Here is a 23,346-nt window from a genome sequence, read left to right on the forward strand (position 1 = left end):
CCGCAGCGCTTCCAGAGGCTGGGGGGCGTTCGCAGTTTCAGCGCTTTCTGGCGCGGGGGAAGCGGAATTCGATCGGGTCCGGATCGGGGACGTGCGGCCCGCGCGGAGGTACCAGCAGGCAGGCCAGGCCGAGGCCCAGCAGCGCGGTGACGCTGATCAGGCTCAACGTGTAGCTGAAGGCGCCGATATCGGCCGGTTTGTGGGCCACGTGATAGATCAGGTGCGGAACCGAGAACACCAGCCAGCCCAGACCCGCGGCCTGCGCCAGGGTGGGCCCGCCGCGCCACAGCGCGAAGGCCGAGATAGCGCCCATGCCGAGGAAGAATCCGCCGACGTCGCCGGCCAGGTGATGGTTGAACGGGCCGTCCACCGCGACCCACTGCATCCCGAACCCGGGGAAGCTGGTGTACCAGGAACGCGGGGCGAAGACCGCCCACAGGCCGGTCACCAGGCCCATGGCGGCCAGGATGCCCAGCATGATGCGTACGGCCAGCCAGCGGCGGCGATGCTGTTCGAATTGCATCCGGACCCGCACCCCGCCGGATTTGCCTTCTACCCTGATCCGCATCGGTCACTCCATTCCCTGCCGAGGAGATCGGTGTTGTCACCGTAAACCTGCGACACAGGTACCTGCAATAGGCGTCGAGCGGCTAGCCCTGGATTCCGGAGATGCGGTGCGCGCCGGTGTAGATGTTCATGGTTTCTCCGCGCAGGAATCCGACCAGGGTGAGGCCGGAGTCGGCCGCGAGGTCGACGGCCAGTGAACTGGGGGCGGAGACGGCGCCGAGCATGGGGATGCCCGCCTGAACGGCCTTCTGCACCAGTTCGAAGGACGCGCGGCCGCTGACGATCAGGAGGAGATCGTGTGCGGGGATACGGTTTTCGCGCAGTGCCCAGCCGAGGACCTTGTCGACGGCGTTGTGCCGGCCGATGTCCTCACGGACGGCCAGCAGGGTGCCGTCGGTAGTGAACAGTCCCGCGGCGTGCAGGCCGCCGGTGGCGTCGAATACGGCCTGCTGTGTCCGCAGGGTGTCCGGCATGGTCGCGAGCGCGGCGGTGTCGACGGTGAGACCGTCCGTGGGGATCGGGTATCTGGTGCGCGCCCGGACGTCGTCGAGTGCCGTTTTGCCGCAGAGTCCGCACGCGCTGGTGGTCAGGAAGCCGCGCGGCTGAATCGGTGTCGGAGTGCGCAGTTGGATGTCGAGGACGTTGTAGGTGTTCTGGCCGTTCTCGTCGGTGCCCGAGCAGTAGCGCGCACTGACGATGTCGTCGGCGGTGGCGATGATGTTCTCGCTCAACAGGAATCCGTGCACCAGATCGATATCGCTGCCCGGGGTACGCATGGTGACCGTCAAAGACTGTCCGCCGAGCCGGATTTCGAGCGGTTCCTCGACCGCGAGGGTGTCGGGGCGTTTGATCTCGCCAGTGGCGGTGACCCGCAGGGTAGGACGACGAGCGGTCACTCGCGTCACGACGAGGCACCGACGTGCACGTGCGGCTCCAGCCGAATCGTGACCGCCTTGGAGACCGGCGTATTCGACCGTGCCGCAACGTGATCGAGCGGGATCAGCGGATTGGTCTCGGGGTAGTAGGCGGCGGCGTTGCCGCGCGGGGTCGGGTAGGCGACGAGGCGGAAGCCGGTGACGCGGCGCTCGGATCCGTCCTTCCACTCCGAGACCACATCCACCAGATCGCCGTCCGCGAAACCGAATTCGGTGATGTCGTCGAGGTGCATGAGGACTACGCGGCGGCCGCCGTGCACGCCGCGGTAGCGGTCGTCGAGGCCGTAGATGGTGGTGTTGTACTGGTCGTGGCTGCGCAGGGTCTGCAGGATCAGCTTGCCCGGCGGCACCTCGAGCCAGTGCAGGTCGTTCACCGCGAAGTTGGCTTTGCCGGTGGCGGTACGGAATTCACGGGCATCCCGCGGCGGGTGCGGCAGTACGAAGCCGTTGCGTTCACGGACGCGGCGGTTGTAGTCGGCGCAGCCGGGGACGACGTGGGCGATGGCGTCGCGGATCTTGTCGTAGTCGCGGCGGTAGTGGTCCCAGGGGACCGGATGGTCCGGCCCGAACAGTTCGAGCGCGAGTTCGCACACGATGCCGACCTCGCTGCGTAAGTGCTCGCTGACCGGGTGTAATCGACCGGTGGAAAGATGCACCATCGACATCGAATCCTCCACCGACACCTGCTGTTTCACGCCGTCGCGGACATCGGCGTCGGTGCGACCCAGGGTGGGCAGGATGAGCGCGGTGCGGCCGTGCACGACGTGACTGCGGTTCAGTTTGGTCGACACCTGCACGGTGAGGCCGCAGCCGCGCAACGCGGCCTCGGTCACCGCGGTGTCGGGGGTGGCGGAGACGAAATTGCCGCCCATGCCGAAGAACACCTTCGCGCGGCCCTCGCGCATGGCACGGATCGCGTTGACGGTGTCGAAGCCGTGGGCGCGCGGGCTGGTGATGCCGAACTCACGGTCCAGGGCATCGAGGAAGGTGTCGGGCACCTTCTCCCAGATGCCCATGGTGCGGTCGCCCTGCACATTCGAATGGCCGCGCACGGGGCAGACGCCCGCGCCCGGCTTGCCGATCATGCCGCGCAGGAGCAGCAGATTGGTGGCTTCCTCGATGGTGGCGACGCCGTGCACCTGCTGGGTCAGGCCCATCGCCCAGCAGATGATGATCCGCTCGGAGTGCGCGAGCAGTGCCGCGGTGCGGTCGAGATCGGCTCGGGTGAGCCCGGTCGCCTGCAGTACGGTGTCGAGATCGACTGCGCGGGCGTGGTTTTCGTAGGCGTCGAAACCGGCGCAGTGCGCGTCGACGAACGGGCGATCGACCACGGTGCCCGGGGCTCGGTCCTCCGCTTCGAACAGCAGCCGGGCCAGCCCTTGGAACAGCGCCATGTCGCCGCCGAGCCGGATCTGTAAGAAGTCGTCGGCGATCGCGACGCCGCTGGTCACACCCTTGACGGTTTGCGGATCGCGGAAGCCCAGCAGGCCGGCCTCCGGCAGTGGGTTGACCGCGATCACCTTGGCGCCGTTGGCTTTCGCACCGGCCAGCGCGCTGAGCATGCGGGGGTGGTTGGTGCCCGGGTTCTGGCCCGCCACGATGATCAGATCGGCCTTGCCGAAATCGTCGATCGACACCGAACCCTTGCCGATGCCGATGGAACTGATCAGCGCCGCACCCGAGGACTCGTGGCACATGTTCGAGCAATCCGGCAGGTTGTTGGTGCCGAAACTGCGGACCAGTAGCTGGTAGAGGAACGCCGTCTCGTTGGCGGTGCGCCCGGAGGTGTAGAACACCGCCTCGTCGGGAGAAGCCAAGGCGCGCAACTCATCCGCGATCAGCCGGTAGGCATCCGCCCAGGCAATCGGTTCGTAGTGGGTGGCGCCGGGGCGCAGCACCATCGGGTGCGTGAGCCGCCCCTGCTGTCCCAGCCAATATCCGGACTTGCTTTCCAGATCATCGATCGAATGGGTGGCGAAGAACTCCGGGGTGACCGTGCGCAGCGTCGCTTCCTCCGCCACCGCCTTCGCGCCGTTCTCGCAGAACTCGGCGGGGCGGCGATGCCCGGACGGCTCCGGCCACGCGCAACCGGGACAGTCGAACCCGTGCACCTGATTGACGCGGGCGAGCGTCCGGGCCGTGCGGAGCACCCCCATCTCCTCGACCGACCGCTTCAGCGAGACGGCCACGGCGGTGAGACCGGCCGCCTGCTGCTTGGGCGCGGTGACGCTCAGAGCCGACTCGTCGATGTCCTGTCTGGGACTGCTGCGGTGCATGGTCGGTATTGTCCTCTCTCGCCTGGCGATTCGCCAGCAACCCCCGGTCAGCGCCGCTTTTGCAAGATCTTCGGCACCGCGGAGCGGCGTTCACCAGGTCGATAGGTCACCACGCGCTCGCCGATGCGGATGCTCCAGCCCGGCGGGAGCTCGGTTGCCGAGGTACCGATGCGCGTCCACTTCTCGGCACCCGGTGCGGCGATGAAAGTGCCCGCGGGAGTGGAGGCGTCGCGCACGAAGACCTTGCCGCGCTCCGGGGTGACGTAGGCGTGCACCCGGGACACGTGCCGGTCGCGCGGGACCTGGAGCGGGGCAGCGGCGGCGGTGCGGACCGAGTCGTCGGCCGACGGGCTGCGGCCGATGACGTAGGCGCGATCCAACGGGAAAACCGTGTCCTCGAAGACGAGCGCACCGGTGTGCGAGCCGCGGGAATCCGGCGGCGTAGCGGGCGGACGCGGGCCCTCCGGGGTCGGATCCTTTTGCAGCACAACAGGGTCCGAATCCGGGACCTGAGACCAGGCCTGCGGCATGGCCTCGGTGCTGGCCGGCTCGGCGCGGCCACCCGTGGCTTTGGCGGTGGGTCCTTCGGAGCCGGCGACGTCGGTCACGCGGCGAGGTTGCGCGGGTTTGCCGCCGGAGGGTGAGCGACCTGCGCCGGAGGTTTCTACCCGGCCGGATCCGGCGGCCGGGGAACGATTGGGGCCCGAGGTTTCCGTGCGGTTGGCCTCGGTGGCAGGGGAACGGCCGGGGCCGGAGATTTCCGTGCGGTTCGCGGCGGTGGCCGGTGCGCGGCCTGGTCCCGAGGTCTCCGTGGGGTTCCCCGCGGTGGTTGCAGAGCGGCCTTGCCCGGAGGCTTCCGACTGGCCCGGTCCGGTGGCGCGTGGCTGGCCGGAGGTTTCCGAGCGATCCGGCACGGTGGGTTCATCGAGGGCGTCGAAGCCCGCGGGCATGGTCTGCGCGGGCTCGGCGGCCTGTGGTTTCGCGACGGTCCGCTGGGGCGGCCGTTTCCCCGCCCGCCGGAGCCCGACGCGTAGCTCGAAACCACCGCCCGGCACGATCCCGTCACGCAGATTCGATCGCGGGTGCACCGGCATTTCGATATTGCCGGCGACGCTGATCCGGCGCACCGGCTCGCGCACGATCTCGTCGACCCAGGTGAAAGCGCGGGCCCCGGATAGTCGCCGGGTTCCCTCGGCGCCTTGGATTTCGGCGATCAACGGACCGCGCAACAGGATCACGGTGCCATCGGAAGTCGGTGCGACCAGTCCGAACGGCGGCGGCTCCGAACCGCCGACGAAGATGACGGCGGCCAGCCGCTGCACTATCGCCGCGCCGGGATGGTCCCCGTTGGCAACGGCTTCGATAGCGCCGAGAATCCGTTCGGTAGCGGCGGTTTCGCCACCCAGATAGATGACGACTTCGCCGAAGCGTGCGATGAGACCTTCGCCCGGCGCGATCCCTACGGTCGACGGGTTCTTGACCACCCGCGCCTCCTTCCGAGCACCTGCCTGCGGCTCGCTGATGCGCGGGCCGCTGTATGAGCGGCGGATTCGGTGGCCACACTCGCTCATACCGGCGTCCAGCATAGGTCGTCCGGGCGGGCGGGATCCGGGTCGCGGATCGCCGCAGGGGGAGCCCGAACCGGTTCGCGCCCACCCCGTGTGGTGCGGATTCAGCGGCGCGGCGGCGCGTGCAGGCCGACGCGTCCGGCGCTGCCTGCGGTGATGAGGATCATTGGGTCGCGGCGAACGCATCGCGGTGCTCTTGCACCCACTGGGCGAACGGGCGGGCGGGGTGACCGGTGATCACTTCCACGGCATCGGAAAGGGGGGTGGGCACGCCGTCGCAGCGGGCCCAGTAGTCGAGTAGACCGGTGGCAAAGTGCGCGGGCATGAAGTCGGCCACTTCCGCGCGCCAAGCCTCTGGGGTGACGTGCGCGATCTCGACCGGGCGGTCGATGATCGTGCCGATCAGTTCCAGCTGTTCGGTGAATGTGAGGGTTTGCGGGCCGGTCAGCGTGTGGCCGCGGCCGCGGTGATCCGGCCGGGTCAGCAGAGCGTGCGCGACAGCGGCGATGTCGCGTTCGTGGATCGGGTCGGCGTAGGCATTCGGATAGGGCAGGTTGACCGGCCGTCCGGCGCGGATCGACCAGGCCCAGCCGCGGGCATTGCCCGCGAAGGCGCCGGGGCGGAGCACGGTGACGGTCATCGGGGCGTCGGCGAGGCCGAGTTCGGCGTCGAGGTGCGCTTTCGCGACCGGGTTGGTGGTGGCATCGGGGTCCAGCGTGGCGGACGAGGACAGCAGCACGATGTGATCGACACCGGCTTCGGTTGCGGCTGTGACGAATTCGGAGATGTGCGTTGCGTTGGCGTAAAGGAAGACCGAGCTGACGTCATCGAGGGCGGCGGCGAAGGTGCTTGGATCTTTGAGATCGCAGACGGCAGCCGGTGGGTCGAGCTCGTCGGGACGGGCGGAGCCGATGCGGACGGCGTGGCCGTCGTCGATCAGCAGGGAACGCAGCTCGGTGGCGACCGTACCGCGGCCTCCGGTGATGAGAATCATGAGAACTCCTGGTGGAGAGGGTGTTTGGGGATTGTGGCCGTTTTCGGCGAAGGGCTTCCGCTGCAGGGTCTCGCGCGGTTGCCTCTTTCGAGAACGAAGGCTTGCCCGCACGCGCAGCCGGTGGAACGGCGCTCGTAACGAACGTTGTTCGACATATTCACGCTAGAGTGCGAACGGTGTTCGTGTCAAACGGCGTTCGTGCGGCGCGTATGCTCACCTCCATGAGTGCCCCCGTCAGCCGCCGTGCCCGTCCGGCGAAAGCGCCGCTCAGCCGCGATGTCATAGTCGAAACCGGCCTGCGGATCCTCGACCGCGAAGGCCTGGCGGCTCTCACCATGCGCCGCGTCGCCCAGGACCTCGACACCGGCGCGGCCTCGCTATACGTCTATGTCGCTAACCGCGACGACCTGATGGCGGCGATGCTGGACCACGTGCTCGGCACTGTCCCGGAGCCGCAGGGCGGCAGTTGGAGGGAACGCCTGGACGTGCTGGTCGAATCGGCGGTGGCCGTGATGAGCAAGCACGAAGGTCTCGCGCTGGTGGCGCTCGGCGCGATACCCACCAGCCCGAACGCCCTCGCGCTGTTCGAACGCCTGCTGAAACTGCTCGACGAAGGCGGCCTGGACCCGCGCACCAGCTCCTGGGCCGTCGACCTGCTGTATCTCTACATCACCGCGCAGGCCGCCGAACAGAGCGCCTACAACGTGAAAGGCGGCACCACGGAAACCAATATCGCCGCCGCCCAGCAGAAACTCGACGAGCTACCCGCCGACCGCTACCCGATGATCGCGGGCCTGCGCGAACACCTGCTCTACAGCGGTGATGCCCGCGAGGGATGGGCGCTGCGCGTGCTGATCAACGGAATACTCGCTACGCCGGCCGAGTAAATCCGTGCCAGGATCTGTGATGCGAAAGATTAGGCAGGCGACCGAGGCCGACCTGCCGGTACTGCAGGACATCGAACGCGCCGCGGGAAAACCGTTCGCGGACATAGGAATGCAGTCCGTCGCCGACGACGACCCGCCATCCCTGTCGACGCTGCGCGAATTCCAGCGCGTCGGCCGCGCCTGGGTCCGCCCCGACGATGCGGACCGCCCGATCGGCTATCTCGTCCTCGGCCTGGTCGACGGCAACGCCCACATCGATCAGGTATCGGTAGACCCCGAATACGTCGGTCAGCGCATCGGCAAAGGCTTGATCGATCACGCCGCCGCATGGTCGAAAAGCGAAGGCCTGCAAGCGATCACGCTCACAACGTTCACCGAGGTCCCGTGGAACGGCCCATATTACGAGCGCCTGGGCTTCCGCTACCTTTTACCCGACCAGGAGACACCGGGCCTCCGCGAACTACGCGCTGCCGAATCTGCACACGGCCTAGACCGCTGGCCCCGGGCCTGCATGCGCGCGGAGCTCGCCGATTGGGTCTTCGACTGATATCAGCTGCGCGCCTCGGCTGAATTGCCGCGCTCGGCAACCGGTTCGCGCAATTCGGCTGCACTGGCTGGACTTGCCGCCCGCCGCCTGCGGGGGAAAAGCTCACCAATTGGGCCCTTGGGCCGACCACGACCTCTGGCCCCGCGCCCTGTATGCGCGCGGAGCTCGGCGATTGGGTCTTCGACTGACATCGGCTGCGCCTGGGGCGAGTTGCCGCGCTCGGCAACCGGTTCGTGCAATTCCGGCGTGCGCAGGTCAGCTGATGGTGGTTATGCAGGCGGAGGATGCGGCGGGGAGGGCGGCGGCGCGGTCTTCGGGGACCAGGCCGATGCGGGTGCGGCGGTCGAGGAGGTCGTCGGGGGTCAGGGCGCCCTCGTGGGTTATGGCGAAGGCGAATTCGGCTGCGGTGACGTCGATTCCGGGGGCGACCGCGGCTTGCATGGCGCGGTTGCCGTCGGTCGCGGCGAGGACGGTCGGTGCTTCGCTGCCGTAGCGTTCGACCAGGAGTTGGGGGGCGGCGATGCGGTCGCGGGCGGCGCCGGATACCGCGCCCACCAAGGGAAGTCGTTTGGTGCGGCATGGGTCGGCGGTGAGGTTTCCCGCGGTGATTGCCGCGTCGACGGCGTCCTCGGCCATTTGGCGGTAGGTGGTGAGTTTGCCGCCGACGACGGTGATGACGCCGTTGGGGGAGTGCAGGACGGCGTGCTTGCGGGAGATGTCGGCGGTGCTGCCGTCGCCGGTTTTCAGCAGGGGGCGCAGGCCGGCGTAGGAGCCGCGGATGTCGTTCCGGGTCAGCGGTTCTCGCAGGGCGGTGTTGATGGTGTCGAGGAGGAAGTCGATCTCGGAGTCGGTGGGCTTCGGTTCGTCGGGGACCGGGCCGGGGGCGTCCTCGTCGGTCAGTCCGAGGTAGACGCGGCCGTGGGCGGCCGGGAACGCGAACACGAAACGGCTGGTGGAGCCGGGAACGGGCACGGTCAGCGACGCGGTGAGCCCGCCGAAGGCTGCGGCGTCGAAGACCAGGTGGGTGCCGCGGCTCGGGCGCAGTTCGATGCTCGGATCGACCTGATCGGCCCACACGCCGGTCGCATTCAGCACGGCGCGTGGCCGGACCTGCAAAGTCTCCCCGCTGAGGGTGTCACGCAGTGTGGCCGAATTACCGGTCACATCAAGGGCTTCCACGCGGGTGAGCACGGTCGCGCCCCGCGCCGCGGCGGTGCGAGCCAACGCGACCACGAGGCGGGCGTCGTCGACGAGCTGCCCGTCCCACGCCTGCAGGCCGCCGCTCAAGCCCTCCCGGCGCACCGTCGGAGCCAACCGCAGCGCCTCGGCGGCCGCGATCCGTCGCGAGCGGGGGAGCAGAGCGGACGGCGTTCCGGCGCTGCGCCGCAACACATCTCCCGCCACGAACCCGGCGCGGATCAACGCGCGCTGGGCAGCACCGATCCCCGGCAGCAGCGGCACTACCTGCGGTATCGAGCGCACCAGATGCGGAGCAGTTGTCCGAAGCAGAATTCCGCGTTCGACAGCACTCTCGTGCGCGATCCCGACCTGCCCACTGGCCAGATACCGCAGCCCGCCGTGCACCAGCTTCGAGCTCCAGCGGCTGGTCCCGAACGCCAGATCGTGCCGCTCCACCAGCACCGTTCGCAGTCCACGGGCCGCCGCATCCAGCGCGGCTCCGGCCCCGGTGACACCGCCGCCGATGACAAGCAGATCGATGTCGCCCGTATCTCCGAGCTCCTGCAGCTCGCGCTCCCGGCGGACGGCATTCAGCGCCGGGTCTCCGTTCCGTGCCGAATTCGCAGTCATCACAGTGCCTTTCCGGTGGACTCGGGGCGGAGATATCCGTCGATGGCGTGGGCCAGTTCGGTGTCGAGCGCGGTACCCGAGAGCAGCGGCTCGACGGTGCCCGCGGATTGCACCGCGGACTGGGAGATCAGCAGGAGCATGGTGGCGAGGTGCTCGGGGTCGCCGGGGCGGATGGAGCCGTCGCGCTGGCCGTCGCGGATGCCGGCGGCGAAGAGGGTGATGAGGCTGCGCTGGTTGCGGCCGAGGCGGCCGAAGACGTAGGTCAGCATGAGGTCGGTGTCGGTGCGAAAGATCTTGCCGAACAGCGGGTTCGAGCGGATCTTGGCGGCGCCGGTGACGATGCCTCGCACGAGCCGGGTGCGGCCGGTGCCCGCGGTGGGCATGGCGGAGGCGAGAATGGTGCGCAGTTCACGCACCAGCAGCTCGGCGACCAGGGCCCCGGTGTCGGGCCAGCGGCGGTAGACGGTGGGCCGGCTGACCCCGGCGCGGCGCGCCACCTCGGTGAGGGTGGTGCGGCGGACGCCGAATTCTTCGACGCAGGCGCGGGCCGCATCGAAGATCGCGAGGTCGATGGCGGACAGCTCGGGTTCGATGTCGTGCTCAGGCATGTGTCTCCTCGTTACTGCTTGACACTCTATGTCAAACTGTAACGCATGGTCGATACGCAATTCAAAAACCCCGGCGGGGCGGCAGAAGCAGCGAGTATGGTGTGGGACGCCTGGGGTATTCCGGCCGGACAGCAGCCACTTTCGGCGCAGATCCGGGGCCTGCTGGCGCAGGTGTTCGGAGTGTCCGGTAGCCCGGTAGCGCGCCGCGATGAGGGCGACGTGCCCCTCCGTGAGTCGGCCCTGACGCCGGCGCAGCGGAGCGGGTTGGTCGCGGTGGTCGGCGCGGCCAATGTGTCGGCCGACCATCACGATCGCCTGTTGCGCGCGGGCGGCAAGAGCACCCCCGATCTGCTGCGACGCCGCGTCGACGGTCCGCAGGACGCCCCCGACGCGGTGGTCTTCCCAGCCGATCACGAGCAGGTCCTCGCGGTCCTGGAGTACTGCGCGAGCCATGAGGTCGCGGTTGTCCCGTTCGGCGGCGGCACCAGCGTGGTCGGCGGCGTCGACCCGGTGCGCGGTCGCTTCGCCACCGTGATCGCCTTGGACTTGCGGCGGCTGGCCGCGGTGTCGGAGATCGATCCGGTGAGCGGCACGGCCACCCTCGGCGCCGGGCTCACCGGCCCGCAGGCGGAGGAACTGCTCGGCGCGCACGGTCTTTCGATCGGACACTTCCCGCAGAGTTTCGAATTCGCCAGCATCGGCGGTTTCGCGGCCACCCGGTCCTCCGGGCAGGCCTCGGCCGGCTACGGCCGCTTCGACGATATGGTCCAGCGGCTGAAAGTCGCTACGCCCATGGGGACTTTGGAGTTGGGCCGCGCCCCGGCCTCGGCCGCCGGACCGGATCTGCGCGAACTGTTCGTCGGCTCCGAGGGCACGCTCGGCGTGATCACGGAGGTAACGCTGCGGGTGCATCCGAAGCCGGAAACCATTGCCTACCAAGCCTGGTCGTTCCCCGACTTCGCCACCGGCGCCGCCGCGCTGCGCACCGTTGTGCAGGCCGGCGCCGCACCGACCGTGCTGCGGTTGTCCGACGAGGCGGAGACCGGCCTGAACCTGGCCCGCTCCGGGGATGTCGGCGGCAACGCCGTCACGGGCTGCCTGGCCATCACCACCTTCGAAGGAACCGAAGCGCACGTCGCGGCACGCTCGGCGGAGGCGCACGCCCTGCTCACCGCGGCGGGTGGGGCCGCGCTGGGCGACAAGCCTGCTCAGGAATGGGAGCACGGCCGCTTCAAGGCCCCGTACATGCGCGATGCCCTGCTCGATGTCGGCGTGCTGTGCGAAACCCTGGAGACCGCGACCACCTGGTCGAACCTGGCCGAGCTCAAGGCGAAGGTGACTGCGGCACTGACGGATTCGCTCACCGCGCAGGGCACCCCGGCGCTGGTCATGTGCCACATCTCGCACACCTACCCGACCGGCGCCTCGCTGTACTTCACCGTCGTCGCCAAACAGCTCGAAGACCCGATTGCCCAGTGGGGCATCGCCAAACAGGCGGCGGGCGACGCGATCATGGCAGCCGGCGGCACCATCACCCACCATCACGCGGTCGGCACCGACCATCGCCAGTGGATCCCGAGCGAAGTCGGCGACCTCGGCGTGCGCGTATTGCGGGCCGTGAAAAAGGAATTGGATCCCGCGGGCATCCTCAATCCTGGAAAACTGATCTGATGACAACGGCGTCACCCCTGTCCTCGGCTCTCGTCGTCACCAATCGGCTCTCCGGGCTGGGCAAAGGTCACGACGTCGCGACCGCCGCCATCGCCCGGCTCGCCGAACGCGGCGTCGAGGTCACCGAGATCCGCGCCCCCTCGGCGGCGGAATCCGTGCGCCTGGTGCGGGATTCACTCTCCGGAGCGATCCGGCCGGACGCGGTCATCTGCGTCGGCGGCGACGGTTTGATGAACGTCATGCTGGAAGCCGTTGCGCAGACCGGTGTTCCGCTCGGCCTGGTGCCCAGCGGCACCGGCAACGACCTGGCCCGGGCCCTCGGCGTCCCCACCGACGACCCGGAGGCCGCCGCGGACGTGGCGGTTGCGGGCCGCACCCGCGTCCTGGATCTCGGCCGCATCGAAGCGCCCGGCGCCGCACCGATGTGGTTCGCGACCATCACCGGCACCGGTTTCGACGCGCGAGTGACCTTGCGCGCCAACGAGATGCGCTGGCCCAAAGGCCCGCTGCGCTACACCTTCGCGGCGGTGGCCGAACTGGCGGGCGGGCTCTCGGTGCCCTACCGGATCGAACTGTCCGGCGTCGCACCCGGCGCCCTCGACAATCCGGCGGGCGACACCGTCATCGAGACCGACGCGGTCATGGTCGCTGTCGGCAACACCCGCACCTACGGCGGCGGCATGCTGATCTGCCCCGACGCTGAACCCGACGACGGTCTGCTCGACATCACCGTCGTCGGTGCGGTGCCGCGACGGGAAATGCTCAAACTGCTCCCGGCCCTGTCGGCGGGCAAGCGCATCGACCACCCGGCGGTCACCCAATATCGGGTCGCGGCAGTCACTTTGACGGCCGCGGGCGCACCGGCGACGGCGGACGGCGAGCCGGCGGGCACGCTCCCGATCACGCTGCGCGCGGTTCCGGCCGCGTTGACGGTGCTGGTGCCCTGACTCCGGTCAGCGGTCGAACGCGACGCGATCGAGGTGATTGATGGTGCCGCGATCGACGAGAACGGCAGAGCTGGACGATCGGACGGGGGACCGCGGCTCGTCGGCGGTCATCCGGTCGGTGAGCCGCGCCCAGCGGCGGCAGTGCAGCGTGAAGAAGAATCCGTTGACCCTGCGCCCGCGCGCGTACTGCCCCGCTCGGGCGACCGTCGGCGGCACGTCGAGCATGATCAGGTGTAGTTCACGGCCGTAGCGCACGGACCAGTGCGCGATCAGGCGCCGCGCCCAGCCGAAGGTGGCGCAGTCGTGGATCACGACCGGCCCGCGCGCGTCCCGCAGCGCCGCCCGGATTCCCGCGTAGTGCGCCACGTGGACCACCGGCCGCCACAGCGGATAGGGGAGCCAGCCGAGCTTGTGCCGCAACCGATTCCGCGTGTGCTGGGAGTCGAGCACGATGGAACCCGCCGGACCCCGCGGCGGCTCTTCCAGCTCCGCGGTCGCACCGAAGAACATCCGCAGCGCCGTGCTCTTGCCCGCTCCGGGGACACCCGCGAAGATCAACGCCGAGGTTGCGGGGTAACGCAATTCGTCGATCGCGGCGCTGCGCAAGTCGTGGATCGCGTCCGGGGTCAGGGCGCGCAAAGACGCGGTTCGGTACCCGGGGTCGGGGTAGTGCGACTCCGTGGAGTGCACCGGTAGAGCGTCGAGCGGGGGGTTCACCCCTCCTAGCGTTCACCAGTCCGCCACGATTCGGCAACCGGGAAAACCCTGATTTTCCACCGGATTTGCCCCGAAGGACACCCGATCAGCGGTCCGACCAGCCGGTTTACTCCGACGGTGTGGACGCCGTCACGACTGCGTTTTGCTCTTCGGCCGGGCCCGCACATGCATGCGTTCACCTTGACTGCCGAACAGACTGAGGATCTCGACCGGCCCGCGTCCGGCGCTGCCGAACCAATGTGGTTGGCGGGTATCGAATTCCGCGGTTTCGCCGGGACCGAGGACGAGATCGTGCTCGGCCAGGATAAGCCGCAGCTGCCCCGACAGCACATAGAGCCACTCATGGCCCTCGTGCACCCGCGGATCCGGCTCGCTGCGATCCGTCGGAATGATCATCTTGTAGGCCTGCAGCGGACCGGGCTGTTTGGTCAGCGGCAGGACCGTGGTGCCGTTGACCTTGCGCACGGTCGGATGCACCCGGGGGTCGGCGATCTTGGGTGCCGCCACCAGCTCGTCCAGCGGCACCTGCAACGCCATCGCGACCGGCAGCAGCAGCTCCAGACTGGCCTTGCGCTGCCCCGACTCCAGGCGCGACAGGGTGCTCTTGGAGATCCCCGTCGTCTCGGCCAGCGCGGTCAGCGTGATGTCACGGTGGGTGCGCAGCGCCTTGAGCCGGGGTCCGATGCCCGCCAGCGTGCCGGCGATTCCAGGCTGATTCTGCATCACTCCAGTGCACACCTATATCCCGAGATCGGCAACCTTTGTTGCCGTTACCGGGACGCTCGGCATTTCCCGAAAATAGCAACGAATGTTGCCGGGACCGCATATCGGCGGCAGCCTGGTTTCCGGAGGTGATCGTCGAATGAACGAAACATATGACGTGGTGATCGTCGGTGGCGGCGCGGCCGGACTGTCGGCGGCTCTGGTGCTGACCAGGTCCCGGCGGCGGGTGGCGGTGGTGCGCGGCGGCCCGCCGCGCAACGCGCCCGCTCAGCACATGCACGGATTCCTGTCCCGGGACGGAATGCCGCCCACCGAGCTGCTGGCGGCCGGCGCCGCGGAGGTGGCCGGGTATGGCGGAGAGCTGCTCGACGATGAGGCGATCGGTGCCGAAACCGTTACCGGCGCTGGCGGATTCGCCATCCGGCTGGCCAGTGGCCGGGTGCTCCGGACCCGCCGCGTGCTGGTCGCCACCGGACTGCGCGACGAACTACCGGAGGTGCCGGGCGTCCGCGAGCGGTGGGGCCTGGACGTACTGCACTGCCCGTACTGCCACGGTTACGAGGTCCGGGATCAGCCGATCGCCGTCCTCGGTGGCACCGACCCGGGCGCCCTGGCCCGGGCCGTGCACGTCGCGCTGCTGGTGCCGCAGTGGTCGGCCGATGTGATCTTGTTCGCGAACGGCCTGGCGCTGTCGGAGGACGACCGCATCCGGCTCGACGCCCGGGGCGTGCGCGTCATCGAGGGCGAGGTGGCGCGCCTGGTCGTGGACGACAAGCTGCGCGGAGTCGAGTTGGCCGACGGCCGCGCGATCCCGCGGGCCGCGATCTTCGTCACTCCGGCCTTCGTTCCCAATGCCGGACTACTGCGGGAACTCGGCTGCGACTTCGACGAGAACGGCTGGGTGATCGCCGACCGCTACGGGCGCACGAGTGTGCCCGGCGTCTCGGCGGCGGGCAACGTCGTCGACCCGAGTGCCCAGGTGATCGTCGCCGCGGGTGCGGGCTCGGCTGCCGCCGGGGTGCTCAACGGCGATCTGGTGGAGGAGGACACCCGGATTCTCGTCGCGGCGAGAATCTGAGAATTACTTATGGATTCGGGGCCGGACCTCGGATCGCCGGTAAGCTCGGTGTCGTAGGCGAAGTCTTCGGTGTCCCTCATCCACCGAAGACTTCGCCTTCTGTATGTCCGCCGAACGCGCCCGGGGGCGGGCGCGGGCAATGTGCTCCCGCGCCGACTACTAGAATGCCTGGGTGACCAGCGCAGCCTCTGATAAGCCGAATCGTGCCGACCTCCTCCCCAAGAGCTGGGACCCCAGCCAGGTAGAGAGCGGGATGTACGAGCGCTGGGTAGCCGCTGGATATTTCGCCGCCGACCCGGCCAGCGGCAAGCCGCCGTACTCCATCGTGCTGCCGCCGCCGAATGTCACCGGCAGCCTGCACATGGGCCACGCTCTCGACCACACGATCATGGACACCCTCTCGCGCCGCAAGCGCATGCAGGGCTATGAGGTGCTGTGGCTGCCGGGCATGGACCACGCGGGCATCGCGACCCAGTCCGTGGTGGAGAAGCAGCTCGCCGTCGACGGCAAGACCAAGGAAGACTTCGGCCGCGAGCTGTTCATCGACAAGGTCTGGGACTGGAAGCGCGAGTCCGGCGGCCAGATCCAGTGGCAGATGCGCCACCTGGGCGACGGCGTGGACTGGAGCCGTGACCGGTTCACGATGGACGAGGGTCTCTCGCGTGCCGTGCAGACCATGTTCAAGCGCCTCTACGACGCGGGCCTGATCTACCGCGCCGAGCGCCTGGTGAACTGGTCGCCGGTGCTCGAGACCGGTATCTCCGATCTCGAGGTCGACTACAAGGACGTCGAGGGCGAGCTCGTCTCGCTGCGGTACGGCTCGCTCAACGACGATGAGCCGCATGTGATCGTCGCCACCACCCGGGTCGAGACCATGCTCGGTGACACCGCGGTGGCGGTGCACCCCGACGACGAGCGCTACCAGGCGCTCATCGGCACCACCATGTACCACCCGATCACCGGCCGTCAGATCCCGATCGTCGCCGACGACTACGTCGACCCCGAATTCGGTTCCGGCGCGGTGAAGATCACCCCCGCGCACGACCCCAACGACTTCGAACTCGGCCTGCGGCACAACCTGCCGATGCCGACGATCATGGACGAGACCGGCAAGATCGCCGGTAGCGGAACCGAATTCGACGGCATGGACCGGTTCGAGGCGCGCGAGAAGATCCGCCTGCGGCTGGAATCCGAGGGCCGTGTGGTCGCGCGCAAGCACCCCTACGTGCACAGCGTCGGCCACTCCGAGCGCTCCGGCGAACCCATCGAACCGCGCCTGTCCATGCAGTGGTGGGTGAAGGTCGAAACCCTCGCCAAGGCCGCCGGTGACGCGGTCCGCAACGGGGACGTGAAGATTCACCCCACCAGCCAGGAACCCCGCTGGTTCGAGTGGGTCGACAACATGCACGACTGGTGCATCTCGCGTCAGCTGTGGTGGGGTCACCGCATCCCGATCTGGTACGGCCCCGAGGGCGAGATCGTCTGCGTCGGTCCGGACGAGCAAGCGCCGGAAGGCTTCGTGCAGGACCACGACGTCCTCGACACCTGGTTCTCCTCGGGCCTCTGGCCGTTCTCCACCATGGGCTGGCCCGAATCCACCCCCGAACTGCAGAAGTTCTATCCCACAAGCGTTCTCGTCACCGGTTACGACATCCTGTTCTTCTGGGTGGCGCGGATGATGATGTTCGGCATGTACGTCTCCGACGACCCGGCCCTGACCGCGGGCAAGGCGGAGAAGCAGGTGCCGTTCCAGGATGTGTTCCTGCACGGCCTGATTCGCGACCAGTTCGGCAAGAAGATGTCCAAGTCGCGCGGCAACGGCATCGACCCGCTGGACTGGATCACCGAATATGGCGCGGACGCAACGCGATTCACTCTGGCCCGCGGTGCGCAGCCGGGCGGTGACCTCTCCGTCGGCACCCCGCACGTGACGGCCTCCCGCAGCTTCATCACCAAGCTGTTCAACGCCACCAAGTTCGCGCTCATGAACGGCGCCGAGCCGGGTGCGCTGCCCGCCCGCGAGACGCTCACCGACGCCGACCGCTGGATCCTCGACCGCCTGGACGAGGTTGTCGCGGAAACGGATTCGACGCTGGACCGCTACGAGTTCAACAAGGCGTTCGAAGGCCTGTACCACTTCGCGTGGGACGAATTGTGTGACTGGTACCTGGAATTGGCCAAGGTGCAGTTCACCGGGTCCGAAGAGCGCGCCGCCAGTACCCGCATTGTGCTCGGCAACGTGCTGGATTCGCTGCTGCGCCTGCTGCATCCGGCGATCCCGTTCGTCACCGAATCGCTGTGGCAGGTGCTCACCGGTGGCGATTCCATCGTGATCGCCGCCTGGCCCACGGTTTCCGGAGTGCCCGCCGACGCGGTGTCCGATCGCCGCATCGCCGATACCCAGCGCCTGATCACCGAGATCCGCCGCTTCCGCAGCGATCAGGGCCTGGCCGACAAGCAGAAGGTGTCGGCCAAGCTGATCGGCTTGGACGTCGCGGACCTGGCCGCACAGCAGGCGTCGGTGGCCAACCTCGCCCGCCTGACCGAACCGGGCGAGGACTTCTCGGCCATCGCGTCGCTGGAGGTCCGCCTCAGCACCGGCACCGTGACCGTCGAACTCGACACCTCCGGCTCCATCGACCTCGACGCCGAACGCCGCCGTCTGGAGAAGGACCTGGGCGCCGCCGAGAAAGAACTGGCGCAGACCACCGCCAAACTCGGCAACGAGGCATTCCTGGCCAAGGCGCCGGAGAACGTCGTCGACAAGATCAAGGGCCGGCGCGACGTCGCCGCCGCCGAGGTCGACCGGATCAAGACCCGCCTGACCGAGCTGGTGGGCAAATGACCGGCGGCGAGGTTTTCGATTTCGACGACGGCGACAACCCGGAACCGGAACGCCAGTTTCCTGCGGGGACCTCCGGCCAGGAGGCCGAGACCCAGCTGAGCGCTGGCCCCTCGCCGGTGGATCTGGCCGAAATGGCGCTGGTGGAAGCCGAACTCGACCAGCGCTGGCCGGAAACCAAGATCGAGCCGTCGCTCACCCGCATCGCGACCCTGATGGATCTGCTCGGCTCGCCGCAGCAGAGCTACCCGGCCATCCACATCGCGGGCACCAACGGCAAGACCTCCGTCACCCGGATGATCGACGCCCTGCTGACGGCGCTGCACCGGCGCACCGGTCGCATCGTCAGCCCGCATCTGCAACTGGCGACCGAGCGGATCAGCATCGACAACGCGCCGATCACCCCGGCCCGGTACGTCGAGATCTTCCGGGAACTCCAGCCCTACATCGAGATGATCGACAAGCAGTCCGCGGATGCGGGCGGCCCCAAGATGAGCAAGTTCGAGGTGCTCACCGGCATGGCCTTCGCGGCCTTCGCCGAAGCCCCGGTCGATGTCGCGGTGGTGGAGACCGGCCTGGGCGGCACCTGGGACGCCACCAATGTGATCGACGGTCAGGTCGCGGTGATCACCCCGATCGGGCTGGACCACACCGACTACCTCGGCCCCGACCTCACCAGCATCGCCGGTGAGAAGGCGGGCATCATCAAGCGCGCCCCGGACGACCTGCTGGTCCCGCGCGACACCGTCGCGGTGATCGCCGAGCAGGAGCCGGAGGCGATGGAGGTGCTGCTGCGCCGTGCCGTCGAGGTCGACGCGGCCGTTGCCCGCGAGGGCGCGGAGTTCCGGGTGCAGGCCCGCCAGATCGCGGTCGGCGGACAGCAACTCGAACTGCAGGGTCTCGGCGGTGTCTACGACGAGATCTTCCTGCCGCTGCACGGCGAGCACCAGGCGCGCAATGCCGCGCTCGCGCTCGCCGCGGTCGAGGCGTTCTTCGGCGCGGGCAAGGACCGGCAGCTCGACATCGACGCGGTACGAGCGGGATTCGCCGGTGTCGCCAGCCCGGGCCGGATGGAACGCATGCGCAGCGCGCCGACCATCTTCATCGACGCCGCGCACAACCCGCACGGCGCCAAGGCGCTCGCCGCCACGCTCACCTCGGAGTTCGACTTCCGCAAGCTGGTCGGCGTCGTCGCGGTGCTCGCGGACAAGGACGCCGCGGGCATCCTGGAAGCGCTGGAGCCGGTGTTCGACGAGATCGTGGTCACCACCAACGGCTCGCCGCGCGCCCTCGACGTCGACAGCCTCGCGAACCTCGCGGTGCAGCGGTTCGGCGACGAACGCGTCGTCACCGCCGACACCCTGCCCGACGCCCTGGAAACCGCCATCGCCCTCGCCGAAGAAGCAGGCGACACGGGGGAGATGGTCTCCGGCGCCGGCGTCGTGGTGACCGGTTCGGTCGTCACCGCGGGCGCGGCCCGCTCCCTGTTCGGAAAAAACCCAGCGTAAAGGTGTTGGCAGTGACTGAAGCTGACGAGAACACGGTGCCCGCCCCCGCGACGGACCCGTGGAAGGGCTTCCGCGGTGTCATGGCGGGCACGCTGATCCTCGAAGCCATCGTGGTGCTGCTGGCCCTGCCCGTGCTGGGCGCGGTTGGCGGCGGGGTGACGTGGATCTCGGGCACCTACTGCGTGGTGCTGGCGCTGCTGATGATCCTCGGCGCGGGCCTGCAGCGCCGGTCCTGGGCACTGCCGTACAACCTGGGATTGCAGGTGCTGGTCCTGCTCGGGGTGTTCTTCCACCCGTCCATCGGCGTCATCGGCGTGGTGTTCGCGGTGGTGTGGGGCTTCATCCTGATCCTGCGCAACGACGTCCGCCGCCGCATGGAAGCGGGTTTGCTGCCGAGCCAGCGCATCCAGCGCTGAACGGCCCCTCTATGCTGTGGCCGTGACTGAACAGACGTTGGTACTCATCAAGCCGGACGGCGTTTCGCGCGGCTTGACCGGTGAGATCCTCGCCCGTATCGAGCGCAAGGGCCTCAAGATCGTGGCGCTCGAGCAGAAGAACGTGTCCGACGAGGTAGCCAAGGCGCATTACGCCGAACACGCCGAGAAGCCGTTTTTCGGCTCGCTGATCGAGTTCATCACGTCCGGCCCGGTGGTCGCGGCCATCCTGGAGGGCCCGCGCGCCATCCCCGCTTTCCGTCAGATCGCCGGCGGCACCGATCCCGTCGAGAAGGCCGTGCCCGGCAGCATCCGCGGCGACTTCGGCCTGGAAACCCAGTACAACCTGGTGCACGGCTCCGATTCCCCCGAATCCGCCAAGCGCGAGATCGCCCTCTGGTTCCCGGCCTTCCCGGCCTGATTCCGCCCGCACGTCGAGTGCGCTGAACGGTCGCCATCGGTGTAATAACACTGCGCCGATGGCGAGCCTGCGGGGGTCGGTGTGGGATACTGGCAGTGGTTGCCACAGGCGCCGACTATTCGCGCAGGTACGCGAATTATCGGAGCCGGGTAACCGGATGACACCGCGGTTCGATGACGATCATCGCTGCCACGGATGTCCACGCCCGGTTGGGGCGGGGGTATTCGCGTCGGCATGCTGGATGGACGCTCACCCCGCGGAGTTCAGCCAACAGCCAGGCGCCGCGTGCACCGTGAGCCCGACCGACGAGAACCGTTGGCGGTAACCGGACACGCGGGGCGAGACCATAAGACCTCGCACCACCGGTGTGAGGTGAACGGACAGTGCCCCCGCGTCGGCCGCGTTACTCCATACCGGGAGGGACGCGCCCGGGGGCCCGAGGAGACTTCGTGGCCGATCAAGAGCCGCTGGAAACAACATCACAGGATGCCGATCAATTGCCGGAGCGAATCCGAGTTCATGCACTTGCCAAACGGCTGGGAGTGACGAGCAAACGCATCCTGGCCAAACTCACCGAGTTGGGTTCCGACGCGCGCAGTGCGCAGTCGAACGTCGACCGGGCCGTCGCGGAGTCCGTGCGCGACGCGCTCGCCGAACCCGAGACCGACACCCCAGCTCCCGACACCAAACCTGAAGCAGCCCCCGTCGAAGCCGCGCCCAGCGCGCAGCCGGCGTCGCTGTTCTCCGCGCCCGAATCGCAGCACGGTGAGCATCACCCGGGCAGTGGCTCCACCGAGCCCGCCCACCAGCCGTCGGTGCAGCTGTTCACCCATCCCGTGCGGGAAGAACCGCACGTCGCCGAGCCGGTGGTATTCGAGGCCGGTGGCGCGGTGGCCATGCCGCTGTTCCTGCCGCCGGACGCTTCGGCGGTCGAGCAGGTGCGCAAGCAGCGCCGGTCGCGTCGTTCCGAGGAGAAGGAACGCCGCGTCGAGGAGCCGCCCGCCGAGGTCGACGAGGTCGAGGACATCAGCGCCGAGGACGAGTCGGACAGCACCGACGAGTCCGGTGACGGGGATCAGCCGCGCCGTCGTCGCCGGGGCCGTCGTGGCCGCGGTCGTGGCCGCGGTGAGCAGCACGGCGAGAACGAGGGCGACGACAACGACTCCGACGACGAGAACACCGCCGCCGAGTCCGCCGACAACACCGACGCCGCCGACAACAGCGACGCCGACAATGACGGCGACGACGATGAGTCGAACAGCGATGGCTCGACCCGTCGCCGCCGGCGTCGGCGCCGCCGCAAGGTCGGTGGCGAGGGCGACGAGAACCCGGCCGCCGAGGACGATCCGCCGAACACCGTCGTGCACGAGCGCGAACCGCGGAACAAGAGCCGCACCCGCGCCGGCAATGTCGACGAGGTGCAGGGCATCTCCGGGTCTACCCGGCTCGAGGCCAAGCGTCAGCGCCGCCGCGACGGCCGCGAAGCCGGTCGCCGTCGTCCGCCGATTCTGACCGAGTCGGAGTTCCTGGCCCGCCGCGAAGCGGTGGACCGGGTGATGGTGGTGCGCGAGAAGGACTTCGCCGGTGTCGGCAGCTCCGAGCATCCGATCACCACCCAGGTCGCCGTCCTCGAAGACGACATCCTGGTCGAGCACTTCGTCACCAACACCGGTTCCGCGTCGATGGTGGGCAATATCTACCTCGGCCGGGTGCAGAACGTGCTGCCCTCCATGGAGGCGGCGTTCATCGACATCGGCCGTGGCCGCAACGGCGTGCTCTACGCCGGTGAGGTGAACTGGGATCTCGCCGGACTCGGTGGCAAGGAACGCAAGATCGAGCAGGCGCTCAAGCCCGGCGATCAGGTGCTGGTGCAGGTGTCTAAGGACCCGGTGGGTCACAAGGGCGCTCGCCTGACCACCCAGATCAGCCTGGCCGGTCGCTTCCTGGTGTACGTGCCGGGCGGCACGTCGACCGGTATCAGCCGCAAGCTGCCCGACACCGAGCGCAAGCGGCTCAAGGAGATCCTGCGCGACATCGTGCCCGCCGACGCCGGCGTCATCATCCGCACCGCGTCCGAGGGCGTGGCCGAGGACGAGCTGGCGCGCGACGTGGAGCGGCTGCAGGCCACCTGGCGCACCATCGAGAAGGCCGCGACCGACAAGAGCGGCGGCACCAAGACCCTGTACGAGGAGCCCGATCTCCTGGTCAAGGTCGTGCGTGACCTGTTCAACGAGGACTTCTCCCGCCTGGTCATCGAGGGCGAACGGTCCTGGACGACGGTGGAGAACTACGTCCGCACCGTCGCCCCGGACATGCTCGACCGCGTGCAGCGGCACGACAACAACGGTGTGGATGTCTTCGAGGCCTTCCGCATCGACGAGCAGCTGGCCAAGGCCCTGGATCGCAAGGTGTGGCTGCCCTCGGGCGGCACCCTGGTCATCGACCGCACCGAGGCGATGACCGTCGTCGACGTCAACACCGGCAAGTTCACCGGTGCCGGCGGCTCCAACCTGGAGGAGACGGTCACCCGCAACAATCTGGAGGCGGCCGAGGAGATCGTGCGCCAGATGCGGCTGCGCGATATCGGCGGCATGATCGTCGTCGACTTCATCGACATGGTCCTCGAATCCAACCGGGATCTGGTGCTGCGCCGGCTCACCGAGGCGCTGGGCCGGGATCGCACCCGCCACCAGGTGTCCGAGGTGACCTCGTTGGGCCTGGTCCAGATGACGCGGAAGAAGCTGGGCACCGGCCTGGTGGAAGCGTTCTCCACGACCTGTGAGCACTGCCACGGTCGCGGCCTCGTGGTGCACA

The 23,346-nt window shown here is 68.6% G+C and carries 18 protein-coding genes and 1 pseudogene; 10 read left to right on the forward strand and 9 right to left on the reverse strand.

Going from position 1 to position 23,346, the window contains the following annotated elements; all coding sequences use genetic code 11:
- Nucleotides 1-37: 37 nt before the first annotated feature.
- The 5 genes from IBX22_RS29550 to IBX22_RS29570 all read right to left on the reverse strand — a co-directional run bounded on the left by IBX22_RS29550 (nucleotide 38) and on the right by IBX22_RS29570 (nucleotide 6,340).
- Nucleotides 38-568 carry a hypothetical protein gene (locus tag IBX22_RS29550; RefSeq protein WP_194819048.1) on the reverse strand — a complete coding sequence of 177 codons (531 nt, stop codon included), beginning with the start codon at nucleotides 566-568 and terminating at the stop codon, nucleotides 38-40.
- Between the two features lie 82 nt (nucleotides 569-650).
- Entirely contained in the window at nucleotides 651-1,472 is an 822-nt protein-coding gene (gene fdhD / locus IBX22_RS29555) for a formate dehydrogenase accessory sulfurtransferase FdhD (protein WP_194819049.1), read from the reverse strand.
- The gene (locus tag IBX22_RS29560; RefSeq protein WP_194819050.1) at nucleotides 1,469-3,778 is read right to left on the reverse strand and encodes an FdhF/YdeP family oxidoreductase; all 2,310 of its coding nucleotides are present in this window, start codon (nucleotides 3,776-3,778) and stop codon (nucleotides 1,469-1,471) included. Before IBX22_RS29560 ends, fdhD begins: the two co-directional genes overlap by 4 nt.
- Nucleotides 3,779-3,825: 47 nt before the next feature.
- Complete coding sequence (locus IBX22_RS38385) at nucleotides 3,826-5,262, reverse strand: FHA domain-containing protein (RefSeq protein ID WP_194819051.1); 1,437 nt, start codon at nucleotides 5,260-5,262, stop codon at nucleotides 3,826-3,828.
- Between the two features lie 247 nt (nucleotides 5,263-5,509).
- Complete coding sequence (locus tag IBX22_RS29570) at nucleotides 5,510-6,340, reverse strand: NAD(P)H-binding protein (RefSeq protein ID WP_194819052.1); 831 nt, start codon at nucleotides 6,338-6,340, stop codon at nucleotides 5,510-5,512.
- 221 nt (nucleotides 6,341-6,561) lie between these two features.
- Here IBX22_RS29570 and IBX22_RS29575 point away from each other — a divergent pair, with 221 nt between their 5' ends.
- Nucleotides 6,562-7,227, forward strand: a complete 666-nt coding sequence (locus IBX22_RS29575) for a TetR/AcrR family transcriptional regulator (RefSeq protein ID WP_194819053.1) — start codon at nucleotides 6,562-6,564, stop codon at nucleotides 7,225-7,227.
- 19 nt (nucleotides 7,228-7,246) lie between these two features.
- Complete coding sequence (locus tag IBX22_RS29580; RefSeq protein ID WP_228539746.1) at nucleotides 7,247-7,774, forward strand: GNAT family N-acetyltransferase; 528 nt, start codon at nucleotides 7,247-7,249, stop codon at nucleotides 7,772-7,774.
- Nucleotides 7,775-8,029: 255 nt separating this feature from the next.
- Here the strand turns inward: IBX22_RS29580 and IBX22_RS29585 are convergent, their stop codons facing one another.
- On the reverse strand, nucleotides 8,030-9,583 hold the full coding sequence (locus tag IBX22_RS29585) for a glycerol-3-phosphate dehydrogenase/oxidase (protein ID WP_194819054.1): 1,554 nt from the start codon (nucleotides 9,581-9,583) through the stop codon (nucleotides 8,030-8,032).
- Complete coding sequence (locus tag IBX22_RS29590) at nucleotides 9,583-10,191, reverse strand: TetR/AcrR family transcriptional regulator (protein ID WP_194819055.1); 609 nt, start codon at nucleotides 10,189-10,191, stop codon at nucleotides 9,583-9,585. The genes IBX22_RS29585 and IBX22_RS29590 overlap by 1 nt, the downstream gene beginning before the upstream one ends.
- A gap of 96 nt (nucleotides 10,192-10,287) precedes the next feature.
- Between IBX22_RS29590 and IBX22_RS29595 the strand changes: the two genes are divergently transcribed.
- Nucleotides 10,288-11,862: an FAD-binding oxidoreductase gene (locus IBX22_RS29595; RefSeq protein ID WP_194819499.1), complete on the forward strand. Its 1,575-nt coding sequence runs from the start codon at nucleotides 10,288-10,290 to the stop codon at nucleotides 11,860-11,862.
- Entirely contained in the window at nucleotides 11,862-12,809 is a 948-nt protein-coding gene (locus IBX22_RS29600) for a YegS/Rv2252/BmrU family lipid kinase (protein WP_194819056.1), read from the forward strand. Before IBX22_RS29595 ends, IBX22_RS29600 begins: the two co-directional genes overlap by 1 nt.
- Nucleotides 12,810-12,815: 6 nt before the next feature.
- Here the strand turns inward: IBX22_RS29600 and IBX22_RS29605 are convergent, their stop codons facing one another.
- Complete coding sequence (locus tag IBX22_RS29605) at nucleotides 12,816-13,526, reverse strand: AAA family ATPase (protein WP_309234839.1); 711 nt, start codon at nucleotides 13,524-13,526, stop codon at nucleotides 12,816-12,818.
- Between the two features lie 129 nt (nucleotides 13,527-13,655).
- Nucleotides 13,656-14,249, reverse strand: coding sequence for a helix-turn-helix domain-containing protein (locus IBX22_RS29610; RefSeq protein WP_194819057.1), 594 nt, complete (start codon nucleotides 14,247-14,249; stop codon nucleotides 13,656-13,658).
- A gap of 139 nt (nucleotides 14,250-14,388) precedes the next feature.
- On the opposite strand from IBX22_RS29610, the gene IBX22_RS29615 reads away from it, so the two are divergent.
- The 6 genes and pseudogenes from IBX22_RS29615 to IBX22_RS29640 form a co-directional block, all read left to right on the forward strand.
- Nucleotides 14,389-15,327 carry an NAD(P)/FAD-dependent oxidoreductase gene (locus tag IBX22_RS29615; RefSeq protein WP_194819058.1) on the forward strand — a complete coding sequence of 313 codons (939 nt, stop codon included), beginning with the start codon at nucleotides 14,389-14,391 and terminating at the stop codon, nucleotides 15,325-15,327.
- A gap of 172 nt (nucleotides 15,328-15,499) precedes the next feature.
- Nucleotides 15,500-18,172: a valine--tRNA ligase gene (locus tag IBX22_RS29620; RefSeq protein ID WP_194819059.1), complete on the forward strand. Its 2,673-nt coding sequence runs from the start codon at nucleotides 15,500-15,502 to the stop codon at nucleotides 18,170-18,172.
- A gap of 131 nt (nucleotides 18,173-18,303) precedes the next feature.
- Nucleotides 18,304-19,677, forward strand: a complete 1,374-nt coding sequence (locus IBX22_RS29625; protein WP_228539836.1) for a folylpolyglutamate synthase/dihydrofolate synthase family protein — start codon at nucleotides 18,304-18,306, stop codon at nucleotides 19,675-19,677.
- Between the two features lie 11 nt (nucleotides 19,678-19,688).
- The gene (locus IBX22_RS29630) at nucleotides 19,689-20,093 is read left to right on the forward strand and encodes a DUF4233 domain-containing protein (RefSeq protein WP_309234840.1); all 405 of its coding nucleotides are present in this window, start codon (nucleotides 19,689-19,691) and stop codon (nucleotides 20,091-20,093) included.
- 22 nt (nucleotides 20,094-20,115) lie between these two features.
- Entirely contained in the window at nucleotides 20,116-20,532 is a 417-nt protein-coding gene (gene ndk, locus IBX22_RS29635; RefSeq protein ID WP_194819060.1) for a nucleoside-diphosphate kinase, read from the forward strand.
- 449 nt (nucleotides 20,533-20,981) lie between these two features.
- Nucleotides 20,982-23,339: pseudogene (locus tag IBX22_RS29640) on the forward strand (translation initiation factor IF-2 N-terminal domain-containing protein); the annotation flags it as partial.
- Nucleotides 23,340-23,346 lie beyond the last annotated feature (7 nt).

Source organism: Nocardia sp. XZ_19_385, from assembly GCF_015355755.1.
GTDB lineage: Bacteria > Actinomycetota > Actinomycetes > Mycobacteriales > Mycobacteriaceae > Nocardia.

Coding starts and splice junctions, on each gene's coding strand:
- IBX22_RS29550 (WP_194819048.1), bottom strand. CDS start 568: ATGCGGATCAGGGTAGAAGGCAAATCCGGCGGGGTGCGGGTCCGGATG.
- IBX22_RS29560 (WP_194819050.1), bottom strand. CDS start 3,778: ATGCACCGCAGCAGTCCCAGACAGGACATCGACGAGTCGGCTCTGAGC.
- IBX22_RS29570 (WP_194819052.1), bottom strand. CDS start 6,340: ATGATTCTCATCACCGGAGGCCGCGGTACGGTCGCCACCGAGCTGCGT.
- IBX22_RS29575 (WP_194819053.1), top strand. CDS start 6,562: ATGAGTGCCCCCGTCAGCCGCCGTGCCCGTCCGGCGAAAGCGCCGCTC.
- IBX22_RS29580 (WP_228539746.1), top strand. CDS start 7,247: ATGCGAAAGATTAGGCAGGCGACCGAGGCCGACCTGCCGGTACTGCAG.
- IBX22_RS29585 (WP_194819054.1), bottom strand. CDS start 9,583: ATGACTGCGAATTCGGCACGGAACGGAGACCCGGCGCTGAATGCCGTC.
- IBX22_RS29590 (WP_194819055.1), bottom strand. CDS start 10,191: ATGCCTGAGCACGACATCGAACCCGAGCTGTCCGCCATCGACCTCGCG.
- IBX22_RS29595 (WP_194819499.1), top strand. CDS start 10,288: ATGGTGTGGGACGCCTGGGGTATTCCGGCCGGACAGCAGCCACTTTCG.
- IBX22_RS29600 (WP_194819056.1), top strand. CDS start 11,862: ATGACAACGGCGTCACCCCTGTCCTCGGCTCTCGTCGTCACCAATCGG.
- IBX22_RS29610 (WP_194819057.1), bottom strand. CDS start 14,249: ATGCAGAATCAGCCTGGAATCGCCGGCACGCTGGCGGGCATCGGACCC.
- IBX22_RS29615 (WP_194819058.1), top strand. CDS start 14,389: ATGAACGAAACATATGACGTGGTGATCGTCGGTGGCGGCGCGGCCGGA.
- IBX22_RS29625 (WP_228539836.1), top strand. CDS start 18,304: ATGGCGCTGGTGGAAGCCGAACTCGACCAGCGCTGGCCGGAAACCAAG.